Source organism: Burkholderia sp. D-99 (genome assembly GCF_011605345.1).
Classification (GTDB): Bacteria; Pseudomonadota; Gammaproteobacteria; order Burkholderiales; family Burkholderiaceae; genus Burkholderia.
In genome coordinates this window covers 542,130-568,917 of the sequence record NZ_JAAOXM010000001.1, presented here as the reverse complement: position 1 = coordinate 568,917, position 26,788 = coordinate 542,130, and the positions used below count along the sequence as shown (strand labels likewise).

General features: G+C 66.8%; 28 protein-coding genes. 12 read left to right on the top strand and 16 right to left on the bottom strand.

Translation table 11 applies throughout. The annotated features are described in order from the left end of the window. Positions 1-7: 7 nt before the first annotated feature. Entirely contained in the window at positions 8-433 is a 426-nt protein-coding gene (locus tag HAV18_RS02520) for a DUF6331 family protein (RefSeq protein WP_166952288.1), read from the top strand. Here the strand turns inward: HAV18_RS02520 and HAV18_RS02515 are convergent. Further along, a complete protein-coding gene (locus HAV18_RS02515; RefSeq protein ID WP_166952285.1) occupies positions 430-1,062 on the bottom strand; it encodes a LysE family translocator in 633 nt (210 codons plus the stop codon). The genes HAV18_RS02520 and HAV18_RS02515 overlap by 4 nt on opposite strands. Before the next feature lie 115 nt (positions 1,063-1,177). Here HAV18_RS02515 and HAV18_RS02510 point away from each other — a divergent pair, with 115 nt between their 5' ends. Both HAV18_RS02510 and HAV18_RS02505 read left to right on the top strand, forming a co-directional pair. Beyond that, complete coding sequence (locus HAV18_RS02510) at positions 1,178-1,639, top strand: Lrp/AsnC family transcriptional regulator (protein WP_166954097.1); 462 nt, start codon at positions 1,178-1,180, stop codon at positions 1,637-1,639. Positions 1,640-1,830: 191 nt separating this feature from the next. Then, the gene (locus HAV18_RS02505) at positions 1,831-2,556 is read left to right on the top strand and encodes a hypothetical protein (RefSeq protein ID WP_166952282.1); all 726 of its coding nucleotides are present in this window, start codon (positions 1,831-1,833) and stop codon (positions 2,554-2,556) included. Between the two features lie 113 nt (positions 2,557-2,669). On the opposite strand, the gene HAV18_RS02500 is transcribed toward HAV18_RS02505, so the two are convergent. After that, positions 2,670-3,956, bottom strand: coding sequence for a collagen-like triple helix repeat-containing protein (locus HAV18_RS02500; protein WP_166952279.1), 1,287 nt, complete (start codon positions 3,954-3,956; stop codon positions 2,670-2,672). A gap of 351 nt (positions 3,957-4,307) precedes the next feature. On the opposite strand from HAV18_RS02500, the gene HAV18_RS02495 reads away from it, so the two are divergent. Continuing rightward, positions 4,308-4,772 (top strand): cupin domain-containing protein, encoded by a 465-nt coding sequence (locus tag HAV18_RS02495; RefSeq protein ID WP_166952276.1) that lies wholly within the window; start codon positions 4,308-4,310, stop codon positions 4,770-4,772. A gap of 377 nt (positions 4,773-5,149) precedes the next feature. On the opposite strand, the gene HAV18_RS02490 is transcribed toward HAV18_RS02495, so the two are convergent. The 7 genes from HAV18_RS02490 to HAV18_RS02460 all read right to left on the bottom strand — a co-directional run bounded on the left by HAV18_RS02490 (position 5,150) and on the right by HAV18_RS02460 (position 10,032). Next, entirely contained in the window at positions 5,150-5,449 is a 300-nt protein-coding gene (locus HAV18_RS02490; RefSeq protein ID WP_166952273.1) for a hypothetical protein, read from the bottom strand. Between the two features lie 244 nt (positions 5,450-5,693). Next, positions 5,694-5,942: a hypothetical protein gene (locus tag HAV18_RS02485; RefSeq protein WP_166952270.1), complete on the bottom strand. Its 249-nt coding sequence runs from the start codon at positions 5,940-5,942 to the stop codon at positions 5,694-5,696. Between the two features lie 98 nt (positions 5,943-6,040). Further along, a complete protein-coding gene (locus tag HAV18_RS02480; RefSeq protein ID WP_166952267.1) occupies positions 6,041-6,568 on the bottom strand; it encodes a transferase hexapeptide repeat family protein in 528 nt (175 codons plus the stop codon). Positions 6,569-6,570: 2 nt separating this feature from the next. After that, a complete protein-coding gene (locus HAV18_RS02475; protein ID WP_166952264.1) occupies positions 6,571-7,542 on the bottom strand; it encodes an electron transfer flavoprotein subunit alpha/FixB family protein in 972 nt (323 codons plus the stop codon). A 16-nt stretch (positions 7,543-7,558) separates the two neighbouring features. After that, positions 7,559-8,308: an electron transfer flavoprotein subunit beta/FixA family protein gene (locus HAV18_RS02470; RefSeq protein ID WP_166952261.1), complete on the bottom strand. Its 750-nt coding sequence runs from the start codon at positions 8,306-8,308 to the stop codon at positions 7,559-7,561. A gap of 32 nt (positions 8,309-8,340) precedes the next feature. Then, positions 8,341-9,129, bottom strand: a complete 789-nt coding sequence (locus tag HAV18_RS02465; protein ID WP_166952258.1) for an SDR family NAD(P)-dependent oxidoreductase — start codon at positions 9,127-9,129, stop codon at positions 8,341-8,343. Positions 9,130-9,195: 66 nt separating this feature from the next. Further along, positions 9,196-10,032 (bottom strand): alpha/beta fold hydrolase, encoded by an 837-nt coding sequence (locus HAV18_RS02460; RefSeq protein WP_166952255.1) that lies wholly within the window; start codon positions 10,030-10,032, stop codon positions 9,196-9,198. 139 nt (positions 10,033-10,171) lie between these two features. On the opposite strand from HAV18_RS02460, the gene HAV18_RS02455 reads away from it, so the two are divergent. From HAV18_RS02455 to dmpG, 6 genes are all read left to right on the top strand, one after another. Further along, positions 10,172-10,951 (top strand): SDR family oxidoreductase, encoded by a 780-nt coding sequence (locus HAV18_RS02455; RefSeq protein ID WP_166952252.1) that lies wholly within the window; start codon positions 10,172-10,174, stop codon positions 10,949-10,951. 166 nt (positions 10,952-11,117) lie between these two features. After that, the gene (locus HAV18_RS02450; protein ID WP_166952249.1) at positions 11,118-12,683 is read left to right on the top strand and encodes a DUF1302 domain-containing protein; all 1,566 of its coding nucleotides are present in this window, start codon (positions 11,118-11,120) and stop codon (positions 12,681-12,683) included. Positions 12,684-12,724: 41 nt separating this feature from the next. Beyond that, the gene (locus HAV18_RS02445; RefSeq protein WP_166952246.1) at positions 12,725-14,107 is read left to right on the top strand and encodes a DUF1329 domain-containing protein; all 1,383 of its coding nucleotides are present in this window, start codon (positions 12,725-12,727) and stop codon (positions 14,105-14,107) included. A gap of 102 nt (positions 14,108-14,209) precedes the next feature. After that, a complete protein-coding gene (gene dmpE / locus HAV18_RS02440; protein ID WP_166952243.1) occupies positions 14,210-14,992 on the top strand; it encodes a 2-oxopent-4-enoate hydratase in 783 nt (260 codons plus the stop codon). 13 nt (positions 14,993-15,005) lie between these two features. Beyond that, positions 15,006-15,905: an acetaldehyde dehydrogenase (acetylating) gene (locus HAV18_RS02435; protein WP_166952240.1), complete on the top strand. Its 900-nt coding sequence runs from the start codon at positions 15,006-15,008 to the stop codon at positions 15,903-15,905. 16 nt (positions 15,906-15,921) lie between these two features. After that, the gene (dmpG, locus tag HAV18_RS02430; protein ID WP_166952237.1) at positions 15,922-16,953 is read left to right on the top strand and encodes a 4-hydroxy-2-oxovalerate aldolase; all 1,032 of its coding nucleotides are present in this window, start codon (positions 15,922-15,924) and stop codon (positions 16,951-16,953) included. Positions 16,954-17,298: 345 nt separating this feature from the next. Here dmpG and HAV18_RS02425 read toward each other — a convergent pair whose 3' ends face one another. From HAV18_RS02425 to HAV18_RS02415, 3 genes are all read right to left on the bottom strand, one after another. Beyond that, positions 17,299-17,547 (bottom strand): hypothetical protein, encoded by a 249-nt coding sequence (locus tag HAV18_RS02425; RefSeq protein WP_166952234.1) that lies wholly within the window; start codon positions 17,545-17,547, stop codon positions 17,299-17,301. After that, the gene (locus tag HAV18_RS02420; protein ID WP_166952231.1) at positions 17,544-18,791 is read right to left on the bottom strand and encodes an alkaline phosphatase family protein; all 1,248 of its coding nucleotides are present in this window, start codon (positions 18,789-18,791) and stop codon (positions 17,544-17,546) included. Before HAV18_RS02420 ends, HAV18_RS02425 begins: the two co-directional genes overlap by 4 nt. A 170-nt stretch (positions 18,792-18,961) precedes the next feature. Then, a complete protein-coding gene (locus tag HAV18_RS02415; protein ID WP_166952228.1) occupies positions 18,962-19,861 on the bottom strand; it encodes an AraC family transcriptional regulator in 900 nt (299 codons plus the stop codon). 167 nt (positions 19,862-20,028) lie between these two features. Between HAV18_RS02415 and HAV18_RS02410 the strand changes: the two genes are divergently transcribed. Continuing rightward, positions 20,029-20,808: an SDR family NAD(P)-dependent oxidoreductase gene (locus HAV18_RS02410; protein ID WP_166952225.1), complete on the top strand. Its 780-nt coding sequence runs from the start codon at positions 20,029-20,031 to the stop codon at positions 20,806-20,808. Positions 20,809-20,921: 113 nt separating this feature from the next. Beyond that, the gene (locus HAV18_RS02405) at positions 20,922-21,719 is read left to right on the top strand and encodes an alpha/beta fold hydrolase (protein WP_166952222.1); all 798 of its coding nucleotides are present in this window, start codon (positions 20,922-20,924) and stop codon (positions 21,717-21,719) included. Between the two features lie 167 nt (positions 21,720-21,886). Here HAV18_RS02405 and infA read toward each other — a convergent pair whose 3' ends face one another. The 4 genes from infA to HAV18_RS02385 all read right to left on the bottom strand — a co-directional run bounded on the left by infA (position 21,887) and on the right by HAV18_RS02385 (position 26,715). Then, the gene (gene infA / locus HAV18_RS02400) at positions 21,887-22,150 is read right to left on the bottom strand and encodes a translation initiation factor IF-1 (protein ID WP_166952219.1); all 264 of its coding nucleotides are present in this window, start codon (positions 22,148-22,150) and stop codon (positions 21,887-21,889) included. A gap of 466 nt (positions 22,151-22,616) precedes the next feature. Beyond that, a complete protein-coding gene (locus HAV18_RS02395; protein WP_006483056.1) occupies positions 22,617-22,820 on the bottom strand; it encodes a cold-shock protein in 204 nt (67 codons plus the stop codon). A gap of 281 nt (positions 22,821-23,101) precedes the next feature. After that, positions 23,102-24,181, bottom strand: coding sequence for a Rieske 2Fe-2S domain-containing protein (locus HAV18_RS02390; RefSeq protein WP_166952216.1), 1,080 nt, complete (start codon positions 24,179-24,181; stop codon positions 23,102-23,104). A 68-nt stretch (positions 24,182-24,249) separates the two neighbouring features. Further along, on the bottom strand, positions 24,250-26,715 hold the full coding sequence (locus tag HAV18_RS02385) for an RND family transporter (RefSeq protein ID WP_166952213.1): 2,466 nt from the start codon (positions 26,713-26,715) through the stop codon (positions 24,250-24,252). Positions 26,716-26,788: the final 73 nt, after the last annotated feature.

Below are 26,788 nucleotides of genomic sequence, written 5' to 3'. Positions count from 1 at the left end.
TCAGACGATGAACGGGAAACCCCACAAGGACGACATCGGCATCGGCCCGGATCGCTGGATCGAATTCGGCGATCTGTCGGGTGGGCAGGCGCAGGCGGTCGCGATCGATCCCTGTCTCGCCGCGGTCATGCCGTTGATCGATGCGCTGGAGACAGACTGTGTCGCCGCGTGCTGCGGCATCGACGCGTTCGGTTTCTGGCCGGACGAGATCGCGGTTGCCGTGGGCGCGCGGGATCGCGATGCGCTGGCGCGACTCGCCGACGATCTGCTGTCGGCCCAGCGTTCGATCGACGCGTTGCCGTCCGATCTCGTCGTCAGCGCGCGGATGAACCAGTATTTTCGGAAGGCGGTGGTACTCGAGTTGCTCGCGCATATCCGGACAACGATCGACGCGATCCGGTCGCAACGCGATACGCGCGACGCATCGACCTAAATGACGCCGCGCACGCCCGCGACCACCTGAATCACGCCGAACACCGCGATGACCGCGGCCGACCCGCGCGACAGCCCGTGCATGAACGCGAACGACATCCGCGTGCGCAGCGCGGCGGTCGTACCGCTCAGGCACAGCCACCACGTTGCGGAGCCGATGAACACACCGGCGACCATCAGCGCCACGGCCGGCCACATCGCGCCTTCCCGCGCGCCCGACAGCGGGCCGAGCGCCGCGAAGATCCCGACGAACGACAGGATCGTCATCGGGTTCGACAGCGTCAGGCCAAACGTCGTCAGGAAATCGCGCAGGACGGTCGTGCGCGGCAGGTCGCGTTGTGCCGTCGACGCGGCCGGCGCCTGGCGCGCGATGGTCCACGCCAGCCACACGAGGAATGCACCGCCACCGATTTTCAACCCGACGGTCAGCATCGGGAATGCCGAGACGATACCCGCGATGCCGAGTGCGCCGAGCAAGCCGTAGATCGCATCGGCGCACGCGGCGCCGACGCCCGTCGCGAATCCCGCCTGAAAGCCGCGGCTCAGGCTGCGCTGGATGCACAGCATGCCGATCGGGCCGACCGGCACGGCAATCGACAGCCCCATCACGACGGACTTGATGAACAGCATCGCCTGCTCCTTGCGACTTTCAACGGGTGGAACAGGCATCGTAGGGAAAGTCCGGTCATCGCTGAATGCGGTTTTTAAGGAAAAATGGCCACTCCACCTTAAAAATCCCACCGCAATGGACGATCTGGACTGGAAGGTACTGGCGCTATTGCAGGCCAACGGCCGCATCAGCTACACGGAGCTGGCGCGCCAGGTGCACCTGTCGGTGCCGGCGGTGACGGAGCGCGTGAAGCGCCTTGAAGCGGCCGGCGTCGTCGAGGGCTACACGGCCCGGATCAATCCTGCCGCGGCCGGCTATCCGGTCAGCGCGCTGATCGGTATCACGGTGCCGCAACCGGCGAAAGCCAAATTCCTCCGGTTGCTGGAGACGATTCCCGAAGTCGTCGAGTGTCATCACGTGACGGGCGCGGACTCGTATGTCATGCGGTTCGTCGCCGTCAGCATGGCCCATCTCGAACAACTGATCGAACGCATCAACCTGTACGGCGAAACGCGTACGTCGATCGTGATGTCGACGCCGCTGCCGGCGCGCGGGCTGGCGCGGCCACCGTCGAAGCTCGACGGTGGCCGCAAGTAGCTGGCCGACGCCTCGCCGACCGGCAGGTCCTGGTCCGAACCTCAGGCGACCGGCGCCAGCCGGTCACCTGAACGATGGATTCAAAAAGGCCCCATGGGGCGGTTAACTTTCGACGCGAGCTGCTGACCTCATGCATCTGAACGACCGGGACCGAGGAGACGCGCAAGCCGAGGTCGTGGGAGATGGCAAGGTTGACGTCCCCTATTCACGGCCATAAGCTGGCCCTCGTTCCAATCGTGAAAAAGGCGCAAACCTTGAGAAAGCTCAACCAGGCAGTTTTTGCCGCGCTCGTCATCGGGTTTGCAACGAGTTTCGCGCACGCGCAGCAGCCGGCAGCGAGCGGCTCGGACACCGCGCCGGCCACACCGGTCATGTACGTGCGGCCTTTCCAGGTCGTTCAGGAAAACAACGGCTCGGGGCGCTTGCTGTCCCGCACGCGCGCGACCATTCACGCGAGGTCGGCTAGCCAGAATGCAGGTGCGTTGGCGAAGGCCATCGTCCAGCAGCTCGGCAACGCGGGCGTCACCGCGCGTTATCTCGCCTCCGGCGAACCATTGCCGATGGTCGCGTCGGGCTGGCTGATCGGCGGCGTTTTCTATTCACGCGCCCCGAGCGGCCGCATTCAGTCGCTGCTGCAAGGCGGCTCGGGCGACGACAGCCCGAACACGGAAGTCTCGGTGACGATCGCCGACGCGGCCAAGGATGCCAACGTGCCGTTTGCGGTCATCGGCGTGGAGGATGCGATCAAGGCGCAGGGTACGGTGGCGAGCTGGAATCCGTACGTCGTTGCGGCGAAGTTCGTCGTCAAGAAAGTCGAGGGGACGACCGCGGTTGATTCGTTGGCGAAGGATATCGCCAATCAGATCATCGGGCACCTGGATGCGTTGCAGCAGCATGCCGCGGCACCGCCGCATTGAGGTGAAGCCAGGAGACGGCTTGCGCAAAAGTTGACAGTCGCCATGCAACTTTTTTGAAGCCGTCTCCCGGGTCATTGGGCACCGCTGCCTGTGCGACGTTCGGCGCCGATCGGTTATTTGCCGGCCACGCCGCCGAGCAGGCCGCCCACCAGCGACGTCACCGGCGCGAGCGGATTGCCGAGCGCGCCCAACGGGTTGCCGCCGCCCGTGCCGGTCGCGGAGCCGCCGTGTACGGTCGCCGGAATACCGCCGACCACGCTCGTCACCAGGCCCGCAACCGGCACCGCGCCGTTCGCACCGCTCGGGTTCACGAGCCCGCCCACGTTGGTCACCGTATTGCCGACCGCACGGACGAGTTCACCGACACCGCTCACGACCGGCTGCGGCGACGCCGATGTCACCTTCCATCCGGCCGACGTGATTGCCCCGCCGATTTGCCCGAGCAGGCCGGCGACCGGCTGGCCGAGGCCGGTTGCGGTGCCGACCTGTTGTGTGAGCTGGCCGGCTGTCGTCACGAGCGGCGTGATCGCCGTGCTGAGTGCCTGCGTCGCCTGCTGGACCGGGCCCGACGACAGCGACGAGCCGAGCATCGTGCCGCCCGACTTCAGACCGCCGGCCACCGTGTCGAGCAGGCCGCCGACCGGCGTCGTGAGCGGCGCCAGCGGCGACAGCGGGCCGGAGCCGAGCGCCTTCACCGTGTCGGCGAGACCGCTGACCGGATTACCGGTCGAGCCGACGATCGTGCCGAGGCCGGCGACTGTCGCGCCGACCGGGTTCGTCGTGAAGCCCATCTGACCGATGCCGTTGCTCACCGCGTTCGACGTATCGCGGATGAGCGTGCCGGCGCCGGTGACCGTGTTGGCAAGCCCGGTGGTCACGCCCTTGGTTCCGCCCGGAGGGCTTGCGCCGGCGATCGTGACGCCCACATCGGTGACGACCGAGCCGACCGAGCTGATGATGCCGTTCGTGCCGGGGGTGCCGCTGGTTCCGCTTGTGCCGCCGGTTCCGCTCGTGCCACTGGTTCCGCTCGTGCCACTGGTCCCGCTCGTGCCACTGGTTCCGCTTGTGCCACTGGTCCCGCTCGTGCCACTGGTTCCGCTTGTGCCACTGGTTCCGCTTGTGCCACTGGTTCCGCTGGTTCCGCTGGTTCCGCTGGTTCCGCTGGTTCCACTGGTTCCACTTGTGCCACTTGTGCCACTTGTGCCACTTGTGCCACTTGTGCCACTTGTGCCACTTGTGCCACTGGTTCCGCTCGTGCCGCTGGTCCCACTCGTACTCGTTCCGATGTTGTTACCACTCGGCGTCGGCGCCGTAACATCGCTGCCGCCGCACGCGGCCAGCGCGCAAGCCGCGGCAATGGCGGCCAGTGCAACGTTCGCCTTGATGAAATGATTCTGCATGGAAGCCCCCGTTCGCTTTTTAGCTCGATCATCCCGACAAGCAGCTATCGTGCCATTGCGATCGGCATCAACGTCGACTTCACACACTCCCCGGACTGCAGCCTCTCAACGGCCGCCCAGGGCGCGACGCGTGGCATCCGTACCCAACCTTCCAGCCGCGCTCAAGCCGCGCGTCCCGGGTAACGCGTGCGTAACGCGGCCCCTGCGTTACGTAGCATCGCCCAGCGAACGAAGCAGCCCTGCCCCTGTCGCCATCATTCAAGCGCGCGTAACGATGCTTTCGCCGACACCCGCCCCCATAATTCACACTCGCGGTACAACTGGCGCCCCGATTCCCGGAAAGGAGAGACGATGAACACCCCGCGTGAAGTGCTGAAAGCCGCCGACATCGCAGCGATGGAAGCGGAACAGTCCGTCCATCCGTTGAACGACAATGCCGTCCGCCTGAAGCGCTCGCTTGGCGACGCAACCGGGCTGACGCAACTCGGCGTCCATCTGATGACCTTGATGCCCGGACACGAATCCACCGAATACCACCGGCATCTCTACGCGGAAGAATGCGTCTACGTCCTTTCGGGAACCGGCGAAGCAATCATCGATGGCCACACGCATGCAATCGGCCCGGGCGACTTCATGGGATTTCCGCGCGGCGGCGCCGCGCACACGATGCTGAACACCGGCGATCTGCCGCTGGTCTATCTCGTGGCGGGCGACCGGCCGGAGCACGACGTGTGCGACTATCCGAAGCTCGGCAAGCGGCTGTACAAGGCGGGGGCCAACAAGGTCTTCGTGGATTTCGGCACCATCCCTGCGTGACGCACGCATCGGTCGACGCAAGATCGGAAAAGACCGGACATCACCCGGCATCCGACGATCCCGCTCGCCTCACCCGCTCGTCGATTACGCCCGTTTCGCGAGATTTGCGAGATTCGCGAGCTTCACGATCGTGAGCACGCCATCGACGCTTTCCCCCGAACCCTGACCTCGTCGCCCCCATGAAAGGGCCGAATCGTGGCAGCGTCGGCGACCTTGAACGCCATCGTTCCAGTGCACGGCACCGGGGAAATCGAAGCCGCCATGGCGGCCGAATCGACGCATGAAAACCGTGCTTTCAGCGCTCATGCAAGACGTTTCGACACGCGCCCACAGAGCCGCACCGGCGAGCGCCCGCTCACCCGCATCCCGCACGAACCTCACGCGAACAGCGACGCGACGATCGCGCACCACACCGCGCCCGCGCCGCACAGAAACACGCGTCGCGCGACGAACATCCGCGACTCGTCGTCGGGTGCTTTCATCGGCGATGTCGCGAGAAACGGCACGCTGACGAGGCACGCGAAGCCGGCCAGTGCCGGCACGATCACGACGTAGTCGCCGAACCGCCACGGCAGCGGCTCGTGCAATCCCCAGTAGCCGAGAAACAGCATGCCCATCGAAAACATCGTCGCGGCGGCCGAACTGAGCGCGACCACCGATCCCGTCGGAAATTGCATGGGAGCCTCCCCTCGCGCAGCGTGCGCGACGCCGGATTATTATCCCGGCACGGCAGGAAAAGGCACAACGTCGGCCGCAGCCGCAGCCCCGTCAGCCGCTCGTCTCGCCCAGGATCGCCAAGACCTCACCGGCCAGCAGCACATGCCCGTCGATCGCGGACGACGCAGCGCGCGACGGCGCCGCACAGATGATCGTTGTCACGGATTGACAGCGACCGGTTTCGCGTGAAAAAAGCGTCAACCGTCAACCCGGCTTCTTCGCGGCCTGCACGACGGAAATCCAGCCCACCACCGCCGCGGCGACCCAGCAGCAGGCGATCATCAGATCGAGATCCATCCAGCCTTCGAAATTCGTGCTGTTTTCGAAACTGCAGCGCTGATGGCCCCTGACCCACACGCAGCCACTGATGAACTGCTGGATGTGCATATAAACGCTGCAGACGGCAAAAGCCGACGCAATGACTGTGAGCCGAAAACGGACGTTCTTTTTCATGTGACGCGGATGCCGGTGGGAAAGCCTGCGACGATCTTACGGCAACGGCAACCTGCCCGGCAATCCGTCCCATCCCGGCCCGCCCGGACGCCCGCGGCTCACCCGTCGATCCGCCTGATCGTTCTCAGGCAATCCGCCGCCAGTTGCTGATAAATCCGCGTGCCGTTCGCCTTCGCTTCGATCTCCGCGTCGCTCAGCCGCCGCACGACGCGCCCCGGCATGCCCGCGAGCAGCACGCCGCGCGGCACGTCGTAGCCGGCCTTCACGAACGCGCACGCGGCGACGATCGTCGTGGCGCCGATGGTCGCGCCGTCCATCACGACCGCATTCATCCCGATCATCGTATCGGGTTCGAGTGTCGCGCCATGCACGATCGCGCCGTGGCCGACGTGGCTGTTGACGCCGAGCCGGCACGTCTCACCGATCCCGACATGCAGCACGCAGCCGTCCTGCACGTTGCTGCCGTCTGCGACGACGATCGCGCCGAAGTCGCCGCGCAGGCTCGCATGCGGGCCGATGTAGCAGCGCGCGCCGATCGTCACGTCGCCGATCACGACCGCGCTCGGGTCGACGTACGCGGACGGATCGACGCGCGGCCGCATCCCGTTGAATTCGAACAGCGGCATCGTCAGAGCGCCGCGACCGCTTCCGGCACGAGCGTGAACAGGTCGCCGACGACACCGTAGTCGGCCACGCTGAAGATCGGCGCCTCCGGATCCTTGTTGATCGCGACGATCACCTTCGAATCCTTCATGCCGGCCAGATGCTGGATCGCCCCCGAGATACCGACCGCGATGTACAGCTGCGGTGCAACGATCTTGCCGGTCTGGCCGACCTGGTAGTCGTTGGGCACGTAGCCGGCGTCGACTGCCGCGCGCGACGCACCGAGCGCCGCGCTCAGCTTGTCGGCCAGCGGCTCCAGCACCTTCGTATAGTTCTCGCCGCTGCCCAGGCCACGACCGCCCGACACGATGATCTTCGCGCTCGTGAGTTCCGGACGATCCAGCTTCGTCACTTCACGGCTCACGAACTGCGACTTGCCGGCATCGGCCGCCGCTTCGATTTTCTCGACCGATGCGCCGCCGCCCACGGCGGCCACCGGATCGAAACCCGTCGCACGCACCGTGATGACCTTGACCGGGTCGCTCGACTGTACCGTCGCGATCGCGTTGCCCGCGTAGATCGGGCGCTCGAACGTATCGGCCGACACCACCGCCGTGATCTCGGAGATCTGTGCGACGTCCAGCTTCGCGGCGATACGCGGCGCGATGTTCTTGCCGTAGGCGGTGGCCGGCGCAACGATGTGCGAGTAGCCGTTCGCAATGCTCATCACCGTCGCTTCGACGTTCTCGGCAAGACCGTCAGCGAGCTGGGGTGCGTCGGCCAGCAGCACTTTCGACACCCCACCGATCTTCGCCGCGGCATCGGCCGCCGCTTGCGCGCCGTGCCCCGCGACGAGCACATGAACGTCGCCGCCGCCCGCAGCATTGAGCGCCTGTGCGGCAGCGACGGCACTCAGCGTCGCGGCCTTGATCGACGCGTTGCCCGCCAAGGGGGCTTCCTTCGGGGCGTCGTACTCCGCAATCACCAGAATCGTCATTTCCTTGCGCTCCCTGTTACAGCACCTTGGCTTCGTTCTTCAGCTTCCCCACCAGCGCTTGCACGTCCGGCACCTTCACGCCGGCCGCGCGCTTCGGCGGCTCGTTCACCTTGAGCACCTTCAGGCGCGGTGTCACGTCCACGCCGAGCTCGTCGGGCTTCACGGTTTCCAGCGGCTTCTTCTTCGCCTTCATGATGTTCGGCAGCGTCACGTAGCGCGGCTCGTTCAGGCGCAGGTCCGTCGTCACGACTGCGGGCAGTTGAAGCGACAGCGTTTCCGCGCCACCGTCGACTTCGCGCGCGACCGTCGCACGGCCGTCGGCAATCACCACCTTCGACGCGAACGTCGCCTGCGGCAAACCCGCCAGCGCAGCCAGCATCTGCCCGGTCTGGTTCGAATCGTCGTCGATCGCCTGCTTGCCGAGGATCACGAGCGACGGTTGTTCCTTGTCGACCAGCGCCTTCAACACCTTCGCGACACCCAGCGGCTCGACACCGTCGTTCGATTCCACGAGGATCGCGCGGTCCGCACCGATCGCCAGCGCCGTGCGCAGCGTTTCCTGCGCCTGCGCGACGCCGACCGACACGGCGACCACTTCGGTCACGACACCCGCTTCCTTCAACCGCACGGCCTCTTCCACCGCGATCTCGTCGAACGGGTTCATCGACATCTTCACGTTCGCGATGTCGACGCCGGTCCGGTCGGATTTCACGCCGACCTTCACGTTCGCGTCGACCACGCGTTTCACTGCCACGAGCACTTTCAACTGCGCGTCTCCCTTGTGGTGCGAAAGCCGCGTCAGCGCGCGGTATAACCGCCGTCGATCACGAGCTCGGCACCCGTCACGTAACGGCCTGCCGGCGACACGAGATACAGGATGCCGGCCGCGATGTCGCGCGGGCTGCCGATCTTCGCCATCGGCACGTGCGTCTGCAGATAACCGAAGACATTGTCGGGGTCCTGCCCCATCTGGCGGAACGCTTCCTCGAGCATCGGCGTGCGGATATAGCCGGGATGCACCGAGTTCGCACGGATGTTCTTCGCCGCGTACAGCATCGCGTCGACCTTCGCCATCATCCGTACCGCGGCCTTCGACGCGTGATACGCGGGAACGTCCGGCCCGCCGACGATCCCGTACATCGACGACAGGTTCACGATCGAGCCGCCGCCGGCCGCGTCGATATACGGAATCGCGGCACGCGTGCACAGGAACACGCCGTTCACGTTCACGTCCTGCACGCGCTGCCATTGCGCGAGCGTCAGCTCGTGCGTCGGCACGTTGTGGCCTTCGATGCCCGCGTTGTTCACGAGCACGTCGAGGCGCCCGAAGCGCGCGACGATCTCGCCGAACACGCGCGACACATCGGCTTCCTGCGTCACGTCGAGCGACCAGAATGCGGCCTGGCCGCCTTGCGCGCAAATTTCCTCGACCAGCGCTTCCGCCGGTTGCGACAGCACGTCGAGAATGGCCACGCTCGCGCCGGCTGCAGCCAGCGTACGTGCCGTCTCCGCGCCGATGCCGCGCGCGCCGCCGGTGATCGCGGCCACCTTGCCGCGCAGGTCGAACAGGTCTTCGATGAGTTTCATGGTGTCTCCATGTATGTGTTCAGACAGGCCGCCCGCATCGGGGCAGGCCTTCAAGGGCATCCGGCGTTATCGCGTATTCCGCGTCGCAAGAAAATCGAGGCATTCCCGATTGAAATAGTCGGCGTGTTCCACCATCACCCAGTGGCCGCACCGGTTCATCAGCACGAAGCGCGCGTCACGACAGTGTTCGAGGAATTTCAGCGCGCCGCCGACCGGATTGAAACGGTCGTCCGTGCCCCAGAATCCCAGCACCGGGCTGCGCAGGTCGCCAAGCGCGTCGGTCAGGTTCGGCACGCTCATCGTCGCGAGCACTTCGGTCGGCTGTTCGACGCACACCTTCATCCGCTCGGCGACGAGCGCATCGGTGACGATCGCCGGATCGTGCACGAGCAGCGTCAGCAGTTCGCGCATCGTGTCGTCATTCATCTGGCGATTGGTGAACAGCTTCACCATCCGCTGGATGCCCTCCATCCGGAAATAGGTGTCGCGATCCTCCACACCGCCCGGCGCCATCATGATCAGCCCGTCGACTTCGTCCGGGTAGTCGAGCGCGTACTTGAGTGCGATCGCGCCGCCGAGCGAATTGCCGAGCAGCACGGCCGGCCCGATCCCGAGCGCGTTCAGTTGCGCATGCAGCGCGCCGACGAAGAAATCGAGCGTATAGGCGACGTCGGACGGCTTCGACGACTGCCCGTAGCCGGGCAGGTCGACGACGATCGCGCGATAGCCGGCCGCCGCGAATGCGGGCACGTTGTGCTTGAAATTGCTGAAACCGCTGGCACCCGGGCCGCTGCCGTGGATGAACACCACGGGCCGGCCTTCGCCCGCCTCGTAATGGTGCAGGCGCAAGCCGCCCGGTACGTCGGTGAAGATGCCGGCCGGCGGCGTCATGGGGATCGTCATCGCGGGTTGTCTCCTTCGTCGTTCGATGGATGCCTGGCCACGATGATTGCGCCGCCGGCGCCGGACGGCATCATCCTTTCAGACTACGAAGCCGCGCGCGCTTCTTCCTATCATCGGCCCACCGAAACGGAGGCTGACGATGAACGGATTCGACTACAGCGGCAAGACGGTGCTCGTGACGGGCGGCACCAAGGGCATCGGGCGGCGCATCGCCGAACGGTTTCTCGCGGCGGGGGCGCGCGTGTTCGTCTGCGGACGCAGCGCGCCCGACACGCCGCCCGCGGCCGGCGGCCGCACGGCGGCGTTCGTCGCGGCCGACCTGCGCGACATCGAACAGGTCGACGCGATGCTCGCGGCGATCCGCGATACGGCCGGCGGCCTCGATGTGCTCGTCAACAACGCGGGCGGCTCGCCGTTTGCGCTCGCGGCCGACGCGTCGCCGCGCTTCACCGAGTCGATCGTGCGGCTCAACCTGATCGCGCCGCTGCAGCTCGCGCAGCGCGTGAACGCGATCATGCAGCCGCAGCCCGAAGGCGGCGTGATGCTGTTCATCGCGAGCGTCAGCGCGTCACGGCCGTCGCCCGGCACGGCCGCGTACGGTGCCGCGAAAGCCGGCCTCGTCAATGCGGTCACATCGCTCGCGGTCGAGTGGGCGCCGCGTGTGCGCGTGTGCGCGATCAGCCCGAGCCTCGTGCAGACCGAATCGGCCACCGAAGGCCACTACGGCAGCGACGACGCGCTCGGCGCCATCCGCGCGACGATTCCCGCCGGACGGCTCGCGACGCCCGACGACGTCGCGTCCGCGTGCCTGTTCCTCGCCTCGCCCGACGCGTCGTACACGTCGGGTGCGAACCTGCGGCTCGACGGCGGCGGCGAGCGGCCGGCGTTCCTGAACGCCGCGCAGGCAGCCGCGCGCTGATGCACGCTGACGCACGCATGGCAATCGGTACGGCACGAATCGTTGCCAGTCCTAGGGAAGTCATCTAGTTCATTTTGACGATTCCCTGCTACCGCGATCTCCCTACTCTGCCTCTCACGACAACGCACATAGACGACCGTCGTCGATACCCCCAAGAGGAGACACCATGCATCAACGGATTTCGCGCCGTACCGACAAGCGGGCAACCGCCACGCTGTCGACGCTGGCCGCCGCGTTGCTGACGTGCGCCGTTCCCAGCGCGCACGCCGGCAGCACGATCGAGCTGGGCGCCGACACGACGCTGGACTACACGTTCACGCTCAGTTACGGCCTCGGCATGCGCACCCGCGCACCGAGCGGCAATCTCCTCACGCCGGCGAACATCAACGGCGACGACGGCGACCGCAACTTCGCGAAGAACAAGCTGATCGAGAACCAGGTCAGCCTGCTCGGCGAAGTGAACCTGAAGCACGACGACTGGGGCGTGTTCGTGCGCGCCGACACGTTCTACGACCAGGCGTACCACCGTCCGAACTACAACGACGCGCCGGGCACCGTGAACCAGTCGGGCCAGTACAACAATTTCACGAGCGACGCACGCTACTGGTCGGGCGGCCACACGACGCTGCTCGCCGCGTATGCGTACAACACGTTCCACATCGGCTCGACGAGCCTGAACGTGAAGGTCGGCGATCAGGTCGTCGCGTGGGGCGAAAGCCTGTTCTTCCCGAACATCGCCGGCGCGCAGGGGCCGTCCGACGCGACCAAGTCGTACATGGCCGGTGCCGAGGTGAAAGACATCCTGCTGCCGGTGCCGCAGATCTCGACGCAGTGGCAGATCACGCCGCGCTTCAGCCTGCTCGGCTACTACCAGTTCTCGTACCAGCAGAACCGCCTGACCGCACCCGGCACGTACTGGAGCTACTCGGACGTCACGGGCCCCGGTGCGCAATACATCATCGGCCCGGGCGGGATGATCATTCCGCGCGGCCCCGACGAGAAGCCGAGCGCACGCAACCAGTGGGGTATCGGCGCGCGCTTTCGCGTACTCGGCGACACCGAGCTCGGCCTGTACTACCTGCACTACAACGACATGAACCCGAGCGTCGTCACGACCTACTTCCCGACGCTCCAGTACCAGCAGACCTACTTCGACAACATCAAGCTGACCGGCGCGAGCTTCTCGACGCAGGTCGGCCCGGTGAACGTCGCGGGCGAAGTGTCGTACCGCCAGGGCGCGGCCGTGCTCGTCAATACCGCGACGGGCCCGCAGTCGACGCGCGCGAACGTGCTGCAGACCAACCTGTCCGGCATCTACTCGATCGGGCCGAGCTTCCTCGCGAACTCGCAGTCGCTGATCGGCGAACTCACGTACGTGCACGCGGGCAGCATCTCGGAGCTCGACGGATCGACCACGCTCGCGAATTCGCGCAATGCGCTGGCGCTTGAGATCGCCTGGACGCTCAGCTACAAGAACGTGTTCAACGGCTGGGATCTCGACGTGCCGCTGACCTACACGCACGACCTGACCGGCACGTCGCCGCTGGCCGGCGCGCTCGGCTCGCTGACGGGCCAGGGCGACCACCGCGTGACGGCCGGCGTGACCTTCACGCGCCTGAGCAACCTGTCGCTGTCGCTCGTCTACGCCAAGTTCCTCGGTTCGCCGAACCCGGTCACGCGTCCGCTCGCCGATCGCGACTACGTGCTGGCCACGGCGACCTACCACTTCTGAGCGGCCCGGCCGCTCGTCACTCAGCAAGAAGAGGATTAGTCATGAAGCGAATTCATCTCCCCCTCCTGCGCGCGTCGGTGATCGCCGCGTGCGCGCTCGCCGCGACGGCGTCGTACCCGAAGGTCACGACGGACGACCTGAAGGCGCTCGACGGCCAGTTGACCCCGATGGGTGCGGTGCGCGCCGCGAGCAAGGACAGCAGCGTGCCCGAGTGGTCGGGCAAGTGGCTCGGCGCGCCGTCCGACGTGCAGTACAAGCGCGGCAGCCGCTACCCCGATCCGTTCGCGAACGAGAAGCCGGTCGCGACGATCACCGCGGAAAACATGGCGCAGTACGCGGAGCACCTGACCGACGGCCAGAAGGCGATGTTCAAGCGCTATCCGGCCACGTTCAAGATCATCGTCTACCCGAGCCACCGCGACTTCCGCTACCCGGATGCCGTCTACAAGGACATCCGCACGTACGCGCCCGACTCGACGATGACGTCCGACGCGAACGGCCTCACGAACGCGCCGCCGACGGTGCCCTACCCGATCCCGAAGACCGCCGCCGAACTGCTGTGGAACCAGCGTTTCTCGTCGTCGATCGGCACCGAGCAGGCCACCTACGACCAGGCGGTCGTGTACTCCGACGGCAACATCGCGTGGGGCAAGGTGCGCTACGACATCTACTCGCCGCGCAACGTCGGCAAGTACGACGTCAAGAGCGACCTGAACAACCGCACGTATTACCGCAACGCGACGGAGCTGCCGCTGTCCGACCGCGGCTCGTTGATCGTCGGCTTCACGAACTGGGACAAGGCCGGCGCGGACAACTCGTCGCGCACGTGGATGTACAACCCCGGCACGCGGCGCGTGCGCCAGGCGCCCGAATACGGCTATGACCAGCCGCAGGGCCCGGGCGGCTTCCGCACGGTCGACGACGATCGCCTGTACAACGGCCCCGGCGATCGCTACGACTGGAAGATCGTCGGCAAGCGCGAGATCTACGTGCCGTACGACAACTACAAGGTGATGGACAGCGCGGTGAAGTACGGCGACCTGCTGACCAAGGGTCACGAGAACCCGGCGTACATCCGCTACGAGCTGCATCGCGTGTGGGTGCTGCAGGCGACGCTGAAGAGCGGCTATCGCCACCAGTATGCGAAGCGCGTGCTGTACATCGACGAGGACTCGTGGCAATCGCTGCTCGCCGACAACTACGACGCGCGCGGCCAGCTCTGGCGCACCAACGTCGCGACGTCGCTGTACGCGTTCGACGCGAAGGTGTTCTACCCGAGCGCGGTGTTCTTCCACGACCTGATCTCGGGCGCGTACATGGCCGACCGCCTGACGAACGAAGGCCCGATGCCGAAGCTCGACAACAGCCCGCAGTTCAACGAGGCGTACTTCTCGCCGGACGCGATCCGCAGTTCGGGTAACTAATCAACCTGTTGACGCGGCACGCCCGCGACCCACGCGCCGGGGCCCCGCTCCGGCGCCCGACGCCGCCCGCGACGGCGGCCTTTTCCATTCGAGGGCCCTTTCATGTCTTCCCGCCTGCATACGACGCTCGGCGACGAGCTGTACGCCGCGTGGCACGCGCGCGCGCCGGTCGCGCCGCTGTCGAGCCGAGCGCGCCGCCTGTCGCTCGACGATGCCTACCGCATCCAGCAGCGCTTCATCGAACGCCGCGTCGAACACGGCGAGGCAGTGGTCGGCAAGAAGATCGGCGTGACGAGCCAGGCCGTGCAGGACATGCTGAATGTGCGCCAGCCCGATTTCGGCATCCTGCTGTCGGGCATGCACTACGCGGCCGGCGAGGCGATCGCCGCCGACTCGCTGATCGCGCCGCGCGCCGAAGGCGAGATCGCGTTCATCCTCGCGCGCGACCTGCGCGGCCCCGGCATCGACCGCACCGACGTGATCGCCGCGACGGCCGCCGTCGCCCCCTGCTTCGAGATCGTCGATTCGCGCATCCGCGACTGGGCGATCCGCATCGAGGACACCGTCGCCGACAACGCGTCGTGCGGCGTGTACGTGCTCGGCGACGCACGCGTCGACCCGCGCACGCTCGATCTCGCCGCGTGCGAGATGACGATCGAGAAGAACGGCGAGCCCGTCGCGCAAGGGCGCGGCGATGCGGCGCTCGGCCATCCCGCCGACGCGGTCGCGTGGCTCGCGAACACGCTCGCCGCGTACGACGTGCCGCTGCTCGCCGGCGAGATCGTACTGTCCGGCTCCCTCGCGAAACTGATTCCGGTCACGGCCGGCGACGCACTGTCGATGCATATCTCCGGCATCGGCAGCTGCGACGTCCGCTTTATCTAAAGGAACAATCCTGATGAAGAAAATCAAATGCGCACTGATCGGGCCCGGCAACATCGGCACCGACCTGTTGTACAAGCTGCGCCGCTCGACGGTGCTCGAACCCGTGTGGATGGTCGGCGTCGATCCGGCGTCCGACGGCCTCGCCCGCGCGCGCGAGTTCGGCCTCAAGACCACCGACAAGGGCGTCGACGGGCTGCTGCCGCACGTGGCCGCCGACGACATCCGCATCGCGTTCGACGCGACGTCGGCCTACGTGCACCGCGACAACTCCGACAAGCTCACCGCGCTCGGCGTGAAGATGATCGACCTGACGCCCGCCGCGATCGGGCCGTACTGCGTGCCGCCGGTGAACCTCGACGCGCATCTCGACAGCGCACAGGCGAACGTGAACATGGTGACCTGCGGCGGCCAGGCGACGATCCCGATGGTGTACGCGGTGTCGCGCGTGCAGCCGGTCGCGTACGGCGAGATCGTCGCGACGGTGTCGTCGAAGTCGGTCGGCCCCGGCACACGCAAGAACATCGACGAATTCACGCGCACGACGTCCGGCGCGATCGAACAGGTCGGCGGCGCGCGCAAGGGCAAGGCGATCATCGTGATCAACCCGGCCGAACCGCCGCTGATCATGCGCGACACGATCCACTGCCTGACCGACGGGCCGCCCGACGTCGATGCGATCACCGCGTCCGTGCATGCAATGGTCAAGGAAGTGCAGCGCTATGTGCCCGGCTACACGCTGAAGAACGGTCCGGTGTTCGACGGCAATCGCGTGTCGGTGTTCATGGAAGTCGAAGGGCTCGGCGATTACCTGCCGAAGTACGCGGGCAACCTCGACATCATGACCGCCGCGGCGGCCGCCACGGCCGAGCGTTTCGCCGAACAGATGCTGGCCGCGACGGCCGCTACCGCTTGAGTCGAGGAGTCACACGATGTCACTTGCAGGCAAGAAGATCACCGTCCACGACATGTCGCTGCGCGACGGGATGCACCCGAAGCGCCACCAGATCTCGCTCGACCAGATGCGCAACATCGCGCGCGGGCTCGACGCGGCCGGCGTGCCGCTGATCGAGGTCACGCACGGCGACGGGCTCGGCGGCGCATCGGTCAACTACGGGTTCCCCGCTCACACCGACGAGGCGTACCTGAGCGCCGTGATTCCGGAGCTGAAACAGGCGAAGGTGTCGGCGCTGCTGCTGCCCGGCATCGGCACCGTCGAGCACCTGCGCATGGCGCACGAACTCGGCGTCGGCACGATCCGCGTCGCGACGCACTGTACCGAGGCCGACGTGTCGGAACAGCACATCGGCCTCGCGCGCACGCTCGGGCTGGACACGGTCGGGTTCCTGATGATGGCGCACATGTCGACGCCCGAGCAGTTGGTCGTGCAGGCGAAGCTGATGGAGTCGTACGGCGCGAACTGCATCTACATCACCGATTCGGCCGGGTACATGCTGCCCGACGACGTCACCGCACGGATCGGCCAGGTACGCGACGCGCTGAAGCCGGAGACGGAACTCGGCTTCCACGGCCACCACAACCTCGCGATGGGCGTCGCGAACTCGATCGCGGCCGTTGCTGCCGGCGCGAACCGGATCGACGCGGCCGCGGCCGGCCTCGGCGCCGGCGCGGGCAACACGCCGATGGAAGTGTTCGTCGCGGTGTGCGACCGGATGGGGATCGAGACGGGCGTCGACGTGTTCGCGATCTCGGACGTCGCCGAGGATCTCGTCGTGCCGATCATGGATGCGCCGATCCGCCTCGACCGCGATGCGCTGACGCTCGGTTATGCGGGCGTCTACTCGTCGTTCCTGCTGTTCGCGAAGCGCGCGGAAGCGAAGTACGGGATTCCCGCGCGCGACATCCTCGTCGAACTGGGCCGGCAGCGGCTCGTCGGCGGGCAGGAGGACATGATCGAGGATGCGGCGCTGACGATGGTGCGGGCGCGGGAGGTGGCGGCGTAGTGTCACGCAACCGGCGGAATCTGGCTGCATCGCCGATTCCGCTGCGATCATGCAGAACGGGGCGCGCTGCGCCCCGTTTCCTTTCGTGCGCTCGTCCGGCTGCTGCACCGGTTCGGCCGACGGCACCACGAACGACCCTTCCAGCACCTTGCCGTTCGGCTCCTAAGCAAGCGCGAACAGCGCAACTGGCCGGCCGTCGGCCGGCGTCGACAGCCTGTTCGATGCCGACGCCCCATCAGGGCGCGTGGCCTGCAGCGTGCGCGGCACGCGGCGTGACACAACGCGTCCGGGTCAATGCGATGCCGGCGTGCGGCGCGCCCGTCCAGGCGCGTGCCGCCCCGGCCGTCATCGATGCTTCCCGCCATGCCTGCGCCGTCGATGCGCTTCGCGCGCCTGCAGCAGCGACGGCATCAGCTCCTCGATGTACTGCCGCGCCTGCCCGCGCGTCACGATCTCGCTGAAGCGTTGATGGGCCTTGTCATGGCCGACCAGCGCCGCATGCGCTTTCTTCAGGATGTGCAGGAACGCGATCAGGCTCGTGCCGTCGCGCACGGGCAGCGCATCGCGCGGGTCGGGGGCCGGTGTCGTACTCATGATCCGATCCTTTGCGGGCAGTCGCTGCGGCACGTCGGGGTGACGAGCGCCAGCAGGTCGTTGGCGAGACGGTCGCGGTCGGTCAGCGGCGCCAGGCCGAACAGCCGCTCGAGCGTCGCGGCGACCGACGCGTGATCGTACGGCGTATGGTCGACCTGCCCGGCCGCGACCCACGGCGAAATCACGATCGCCGGCACCCGCACGCCGTACACGTCGAACCCGAAGCCGCTCGCGTTCAGCGTCGCCGCCGCGCCGTCGTTCGGCGGCGGCGCGGCGCCCGGCCGGACCGAATCGTAGAAGCCGCCGTGTTCGTCGTAGCAGATCACGAGCAGGCTGCTGTTCCACACCGGCGAATTGCGGATCGCGTTGTACACACGCGCGGCGAGGTGGTCGCCGCCCGCGAGGCCGTCCATCGGATGTTGCGAGCTGCCGTTCTCGTAGGTGCCGTGCACGATGTCGCCGTAACCGGGCTCGATGAACGTATAGCGCGCCGTATAGCCGGCCGCGAGATCGGACTCGAAATGCGCGAGGTCGTCGATGTCGAAGAAGCTGATGCCCTTCAGCGACGCGACCTGCGGCACCTGGCCGAGCGGATTGCCCGTCTGGTCCTGGTAGATGCGCCAGTTGTCGTCGCCGAGCGCGGCGAAGATCGAACCCTTCGGGTAGGGAAAGCCGTCGAACGCGTCCCACCCGCCCATTTCTTCCTTGGTCGGCGAATGGTCGAGCCCGGCCGACGACGCACCGTGCAGGAAGAAGCGATTCGGCCAGGTCGGCCCGGGCATCGACGCATGCCACGCGTCGCACAGCACGAATGCATTCGCGAGCGCATACAGCGACGGCGCCTGCGTCGCGATGTCGACGCCCTGCATGATCTTGCCCGCATCGGCCGGCTGCGGCGGCGTGCCTTCGGAATGCGACGTCGCGTAGTTCGACACGAACCCGGTATTGCCGATTGGTGGATACGCCTGCCCTGTCACGAACGGCACACCCGCGCCGCAGAGCTGCTCGAGCACGTCGGTGAATTCGTGGCACGGATCGGTCGGCATCTGGTCAGGCGCGCCGCCGCCGAACGGATAGACCGCGCCGCCATACGCGTTGCTGTTACCCGGCGAGGCGGCGACGATGTCGGGGTAGCCCGACAGCGCGAACAGGTGATCGAAGGAACGGTTCTCGAGCATCAGCACGAACACGTGCTGGATGCGCGCCTGAACCGGCGGGGCTGCGGGGGCTGCGTCTGCACTCATGGCGCCTCCTGGCGTCGCGCGACGAAAGTCCTGCTGGCACGGTCGTTGGCCCGCTGAAAGCCACTGAAGGGATTGAAAGCCACCCACGCGGGCCGCGAATTGCCGACGAGTGTACGACCGCGCCACCCCGCGCGTAAAGCGTCATACGAAACGCGTCAGCGCATGCCGGTTCAGCCGTCGGCCGATGCGGTTTTCAGCGTGACGACATCGCGCCGCGGCGGCGCACCGAACATCCGCGCGTATTCGCGGCTGAACTGCGACGCGCTTTCGTAGCCGACGCGATACGCGGCCGTTTCCGCGTTCGCCGCACCCGTCACCATCAGGTGCCGCGCTTCCAGCAGGCGCAACTGCTTCTGATACTGCAGCGGCGTCATCGACGTGAGCGCCTTGAATTGGCGGTGAAACGCCGACGGGATCATCTGCGCCACGGCGGCGAGATCCTCGACGCGGATCGCCTCGGCAAACTGGCCGCGCAGCGCATGGATCGCCGCGACGACACGCTGTGCATGGCCGTTGGCGAACACGACGCGCGAGACTTCGCCGCCGTGCGGGCCGGCGAGCAGCCAGTAGCAGATTTCCCGCATCACGAGCGGCGCGACGACCGGAATCGCCGCCGGCGTATCGAGCAGCCGCATCATCCGCAGCACGCAATCGGCGAGCGGCCCGCCGAAATCGGTCACGCACACCCCATGGCCGATCGTGCCGGCCGGTTGCGGCGGCGGCGCGTCGAGTCGCTCGAGCACGTCGCGCATCATCGCGAGATCGAATTCAAGCACGATGCCGAGGAACGGTTCGGTTTCGCTCGCCTTGACGACACGGCTCGTCGCCGGCATCTCGACGCTGACGACGAGCGCGCGGCCGGGCCCGTAGTCGTAGCGCCGCCCGCCGAACGTCGTCCACTTCGCGCCCTGCACGACGACGCACAGCGCCGGTTTCATGATCAGCGGCGCGGGCAGTTTCTCGCGATTGGCGCGCAGCAGGATCAGCCCGTCGATCGCCGTCGCGAACGGGCTGTCTTCGCCCTGCACGCCCGTCAGGCGTGCGACACGCTCGACCAGTTCGTCCGACATGCAGCCACCCTCCGTATCCCGATGCCCGGATGGTACACGCGGCGCGGCGCCTCCCGGGGCGGCCGGGCAGGATCAGGCAAGAACCCGGCCGGTTCCGGCATTCAACCGCCGCGGCGGCCGCCGTACGCTTGCCGCTGTCCGTCACCGACTTCGATCAGGAGCCCAGCATGACAGCAGCACACTCTCCCCGTTCAACCCCGAAAATCGCCGTCGTCACCGGCGGCAGCCGCGGGCTTGGCCGCAATACGGTGCTTCATCTCGCGCAGCGCGGCGTGCGCTCGATCTTCACGTACCACTCGAACCGCGCCGAGGCCGATCACGTGGTCGCGCTGACCACCGAAGCCGGGCAGGCAGCGATCGCGCTGCCGCTCGACACCGGCGACAGCGCCACGTTCGCCCCCTTTGCCGCACAGCTCCGCGAGGTGCTTTCAGGCTGGGGCGCCGACCTATTCGACTTCCTCGTCAACAACGCGGGCACGTCGCATCACGCGCCGATCGCCGAGACGACCGAAGCCGATCTCGACGCGCTCTATCGCGTGCACTTCAAGGGCGTGTTCTTCCTCACCCAGACCCTGCTGCCGCTGATCCGCGACGGCGGCCGCATCGTGAACGTGTCGTCGGGCCTCACGCGCGTCGCCGTGCCCGGCAGCGCGGCGTACGGGTCGATGAAGGGGGCGGTCGAGGTGTTGACGCGCTATCTGGCCAAGGAGCTCGGCCCGCGCCGCATCGCGGTAAACGTCGTCGCGCCGGGCGCGGTGGCAACCGATTTCAGCGGCGGGATGGTGCGCGACAACCCGGAGGTCAACCGGCGCGTCGCGGAATGGACGGCGCTCGGCCGAGTGGGCGAGCCCGACGACATCGGGCCGATGATCGCGTCGCTGCTGTCGGACGACAACCGCTGGGTCAACGGGCAGCGCATCGAGGTGTCGGGCGGGATGGCGCTCTGAGCGTTGACTTTCGCCGATCGGTTCGATACGATCGATGCACTTTCAAGACGCCCTCCCGGTCCGCCGGGAGGGCGTTTCGTTTTGGTTCCCCAACCAAAAGGAAACCCCTTGAAATGAACCGTATCGACACCCTCGCCTCCAGCCCGAACAACGGCCTCGGCTACCTGCAGCACGGCACGGGCCCCGAATGCGTGATGGTCATGCACGACTGGCTCGGCGACCATACGAACTACACGGCGCTGCTGCCGTATCTCGACGAAGCGGCATTCACGTACGTGTTCGTCGACCTGCGCGGCTACGGCGAATCCATCCATTTGAGCGGCGCCTGTACCGTCGACGAGATCTCGGCTGACTGTCTGGCGCTCGCGGATCGTCTCGGCTGGCAGCGCTTTCACGTGATCGGCCATTCGATGACCGGCATGGCGACACAACGGCTCGCCGCCGACGCGCCCTCCCGCATCAAGCGCGCGATCGCCGTATGCCCGGTGTCGGCGGCCGGCAACCGCCTGAACGACGACGCGCGCGCATTCTTCGCGAGCACGACCGTCGACGACGATGCGTTTCGCCGGCTGGTGCGATTCGTGACGGGTGGATTGTCGGCACGCTGGGCCGACCTGAAATTGCAGCAGAACCGCGAGCGTGTGGCGCCGGGCTGCCGGCTCGCGTATCTCGACATGCTGACCGGAACGGATTTCGTCGATGATATCCGCGGGCTCGACACGCGCTTCCTGGTGATCGTCGGCGACAAGGATCCGGGGCTCGACGAAGCGGCGATGCAGGCGACGTTCCTGTCGTGGCACCCGAACGCAAGGCTCGCGGTGATACCGAACTGCGGGCATTACCCGATGCAGGAGTGCCCGCCGTATTTCGCGATGATCGTCGAGGATTTCCTGCGGGACGCGGCTGCCTGAGCGTTACGCACGCGCGGCGGCCGGTAAAGGCGGTGTGGGCCGCTGCGACATGACGAAGCCGCCGGCGGCCGGTGAACGGCACGCAGCGGGTCGTTCATCCGGTTCGTCCGGCCGCGTGGGCCGGACGGGATTCGATCGGCACGCGGCTGCGCGCCGATCGTTACCGCTTAACGGCGCGGCCCGCCGGTGCGCTGCGGACGCGGGGAATTCGCGTCCTTGTGCCGGAAATTGATGCGGCCCTTGGTCAGGTCGTACATCGACAGTTCCAGCGTCACGCGGTCGCCCGCGAGAATGCGGATGTGGTTCTTGCGCATGCGGCCCGACGCGTACGCGCCCACCACCACGCCGTTTTCCAGCGTGACGCGATATTTGCTGTCCGGCAGCACTTCGTCGACGATCCCGTCGAGTTCCAGCAGTTCTTCTTTTGCCAAACCAATTCCTCCAGACAAGGTGATAGACCGCGGCCGCGGCGATCTGCCCGGCGCCGTATCCCGCAACGGGACGGCCGCCGGCAGGCTACCGGGGATCGGTTCGTTCAGACGGGCCTCGGGCCTGTCTTGCGATCGGAGCCCGGCGCGTTGCGGCGTTCGGGCGGTCGGTGGCGGCGGCGCAATGAGCGCCGCGCAAGTCGGGACCGCGCCTGCTACAACATGGCGGCGGCCTGCTCGGGTTGATGCGTTGAAGCGGTGATGCGCTCGCGAAGCGGCGAGCGCCTTACGAGGACGTTACGTCGCACGCCGTTCAGGCATGCGGGAGGGAGGCGTCACGACCGATGCATCGTGAATGTCGCGATGCATCGGTCGTGCGCATCGGAACGCGCTGGCACCGCCGAAGCGGCGCCTCGCGCGAAACTCCATCCGGCAGCGGCCACCGACTGGCGGCCGATGCCGATGCGGCTTACTGCGGCGTGATGTTCGACGCTTGCAGACCCTTCGGGCCGCGCTTCACTTCGAAGCTGACCTTCTGGCCTTCGGCCAGGGTCTTGAAGCCCGTGCCGCGAATTTCCGAGAAATGGGCGAACAGATCGTCGCCGCCGTTGTCCGGGGAGATGAAACCAAAGCCCTTGGTTTCGTTGAACCACTTGACGGTACCGGTATCCACAAAAACTTCCTTAATACAAATAATTGAACATGCGCCCACGACGGGCACAGAAAGAATCAAAGAGGGAGAGACCAACGACTGCCGCACGGAGTGCGGCCAATGATGAGCAATCGAACTTCTTGAATACTTCGGTCATGGACACTACGCGGGAGCAGCCGTTTCGTCAAGTTATTTTGATGCGACGCACCAGCACGCCCGCCCCGTGCGCCTTATGCAGCGGGTGTTGCCGGCCGATGAGGTGAATTTCGATACGCCCCTTTTTTTGGCCGGCCCACCGGTTTTTACTGCGGCTCGAACACGTGATGCAGCGCCGGCGGCGCGTCGCCTTCGCGAATCCGCATTTCGAATGCCTTACGCGCGACGCTCGTCGGCCGCACGTCGGCCACGTCCAGGTAGAACTGCGAATACCAGTCGCGCATCTGGTACAGCGGCCCGTCGCCTTCGCACAGCAGCGGGTTGTCGATCCGCGTCTTGCTGTGCCAGATGTCGACGTCCTCGTAGAACGCGCGTTGCGCTTCCTTCACGTACGCGTTCGCGATCTCCAGGTTCTGCTCGTCGGACAGCCCGGCCACCTTCTTCACGATCACGCCGTAGCGCAGCTCGAAGCTGTTCATGTCGATCGGCACGTGGCAGTTCAGCAGCACCGAGTGGATCGGCTGGCCGCCGCTCTGCCCCGTCATCTGCGTGATGTGCACGGCCGGCCCGAAATACGTCGACAGCGCGGTCAGGGCGTCGCCGCCGAGCTTCTCGCTGCGGCCGACCATCAGCTGCGTCGCCTTGTGGTCCTCGAACAGGTTCGCGAAATAGTCGATCGGCGCGCGGTGCACGGTCGCGAAGTGCGCGACGTCCGAGATGTTGTCGACCAGCTCGCGGCAGTTGGCCTGGATCACCATCTTGTCGACGACCCAGTCCGACCATTCGTCGGAGAAGCACACGTCGAGGCGCGGAATCGCGACGTCGGGTGGCGGTGCGTTGCCTTCCGGGTCGTTCCACACGAACAGCAGGTTGTTTTCCTCGCAGGTCGGCCATGCGCCGATGCGTGCCTTCGGCGGAATGCGCTTGCAGTAAGGAATCGATGCGCACTGCCCTTCGCCGCTCCACGCCCAGCCGTGGAACGGGCACACGAGGTTGTCGCCCTGCACCGTGCCGAGGCTCAGGTCGGCGCCCATGTGCGGGCAATACGCGTCGACGACGTTGACCTTGCCGGTCGAATCGGCGAACGCGGCGAGCTTGCGGCCGAAGACGTTCAGCGTGTGCGGCTTGCCGTCCTTGTAGTCGCGGGCGAGCCCGAGGCAGTGCCAGCCGCGCGCATAGCGCTGCGCGAGCGGCTGGGCTTCGATCTTGTAGGGGCGTGCGGACATGTGGGTTGACTCCTCTGGTGGAGAGCGCGCGGCGGCCGGCCGCGCGCGGGGGAAATGGGGCGCGCCGTTCAGCGCATCGGGTTGCCGGGTTCGAGCGCGGGCGACGGCTTCAGCGTTGCCGGGGTCGCCGGCGACGGCTGCGCGTGCGCCTGCTGCACACGGCGCTCGGCACGCTCGACGCCGAGCCACGCGGCGAGCGCGGGCAGCAGGAACACCGCGCCGAACAGGTTCACGAGGAACATGAACGCGAGCAGCACGCCCATGTCGACCTGGAACTTCAGCGCGGAGAATGCCCACGTGCCGACGCCGATGAACATCGTGACAGCCGTGAACAGCGCCGCCGTGCCGCGCTGGCGCATCGCGTCGGCGAATGCGTCCGGCAGCGTCGCGCCGTGGCGGATGTCGTGCTGCAGGCGCTCGTACAGGTAGATCCCGTAATCGACGCCCACGCCCACGCCGAGCGTGATCACCGGCAGCGTCGCGACCTTCAGCCCGATGCCGAGACGCGCCATCACCGCATTGCACAGGATCGACACGAGCGTGAGCGGCACGATGATGCACAGCACCGCGCGCCACGAGCGGAACGTGACCGCGCAGAGCAGCGCGATCGCGCCGAAGATCGACAGCAGCATCGCGATCTCCGCGTCGCCGACGGCCTCGTTGGTCGCGGCCATCACGCCGACGTTGCCGCCCGCGAGCCGGAACGCGACGTTCGGCGTCGGGTTCTCGGCGGCGAAGCGCTTGATCTCGTCGACGATGTGCGCGATGGTCGTGCCTTCGTGGTTCTTCGTGTAGATCAGCACCTGGATCGCCTTGCAGTTCGCGGTGTTCATCCCGTTGTCGGGGTCGAACGCGTTGGAACCTTGCGTAAGCCCGTCGCTGGAGCGCGGCAGCGCCGCCCAGCGCGGATTGCCCTCGTTGAACGCGGCGATGAACACCTTGCCCTGCGACGACACGCTCGTCACCGACTGCACGCCGGCCACGCCACGCATGGCCATCTCGAACTTCTCGATCGCGCTCATCACCGGGTAATGCAGGCACGCGTCGTCGAAGCCGGTCGTCTCGACGATCACCGACAGCACGTCCACGCCGATGTTGTACTGGTGCGTGATCGCTGCGTTGTCGATGTTGTAGCGCGAGTTCGCGCGCAGCTCCGGCGCGCCGGTGCCGATGTCGCCGATCTCCAGCTTGCGCGATTCGAGCGTGCCGTACGCGAGCAACGCGAGCGCCACCGCAAACACGCCGAGCGCCGGCGCGGGCCGCGCGAACACCGCGAAGCGCGACCACATCCGGCTGCCGCCGGCCGCCGCCGTGCGCTGCGCGCGCGCCAGCGTGCCGCGTTCGAGGCGCGTGTACGACAGCAGGATCGGCAGGAATACCTTGTTCGTCACGATCATCAGCAGTACGCCGAGGCACGCGGTGATGCCGAGCTCACGCACGATGTCGATCCTGATCCGCATGATCACCATGAAGCCGAGCGCGTTGGTCAGCAGCGCGACCGTGCCCGGCACGAACAGCTTGCGGAACGCGTCGCGCGCGGCGTCGACCGACGACGCGCCGCGCACCAGCGCCTGCTTCCACGCGTTGGTCATCTGCACCGCATGCGACACGCCGATCGAGAAAATCAGGAACGGCACGAGGATCGACATCGGGTCGATGCCGAGCCCGAGCAGCGGCAGCGCGCCGAGCAGCCACACGACCGGCAGCAGCGCGACGACGAGCGCGAGCACGGTGGTCTTCAGCGAGCGCGTGTAGGCGAACAGCAGCGCGGCCGTCACGAGGAACGCGAGCGCGAAGAACGCCATCACGCCCGAGATGCCGTTCTCGACGTCGCCGACCAGCTTCGCGAAGCCGATGATGTTCACGTCGATGCCCTGCTTCGCGTACTTCGCGCGAATCTCCTCGAGCTGGCGCGCGACCGCGCTGTAGTCGAGCCGCTTGCCGGTGGCCGGGTCGGTCTCGCGCAGTTCCGCGCGGATCAATGCTGACTTCAGGTCGTTGCCGACGAGACGGCCGATCTGCCCGGAACGCGCGACGTTGCGGCGCACCTTCGCGAGATCGTCCGGGTTCGCGCTCGAGAACTGGCCGGGCACGACCACGTCGCCGCGAAAGCCGGCCTCGGTCACCTCGGTGTAGTGGACGTTCGGCGTGAACAGCGAGAACACGCGCGAGCGGTTCACGCCGGGGATGAAGAACACGTCGTCGGTCGCATGGCGCAGCGCGTCCATGAACGTCTGGTTGTAGATGTCGCCGTCGCCCTTCCAGCGCAGGCTCACGAGGATCGTGTTCGCGCCGGGGAACGCACCCGCATAGCGCTCGAACACCTGCATGTACGGGTGCTGCATCGGGATCATCTTGTTGAAGCCCGGATCGAGCTTCAGGCGCGTGGCCGACAAGCCGAGCGCGAGCGTCACCGCGACGCACAGCAGCATCAGCAGCTTGCGCTGGCGAATGATCGTGTTGGCGCAGCGCTCGACGAACGCGGCGAGACGCGACGCGGGGGCGGCTTCAGGGGGACGTGACAGGTCGTTCATGGGTTTCTCGTGTCGGTGCTGACGATACGGACGATGCTGACGATGCGGATGGGTGCAGCGTGACGGACGGATG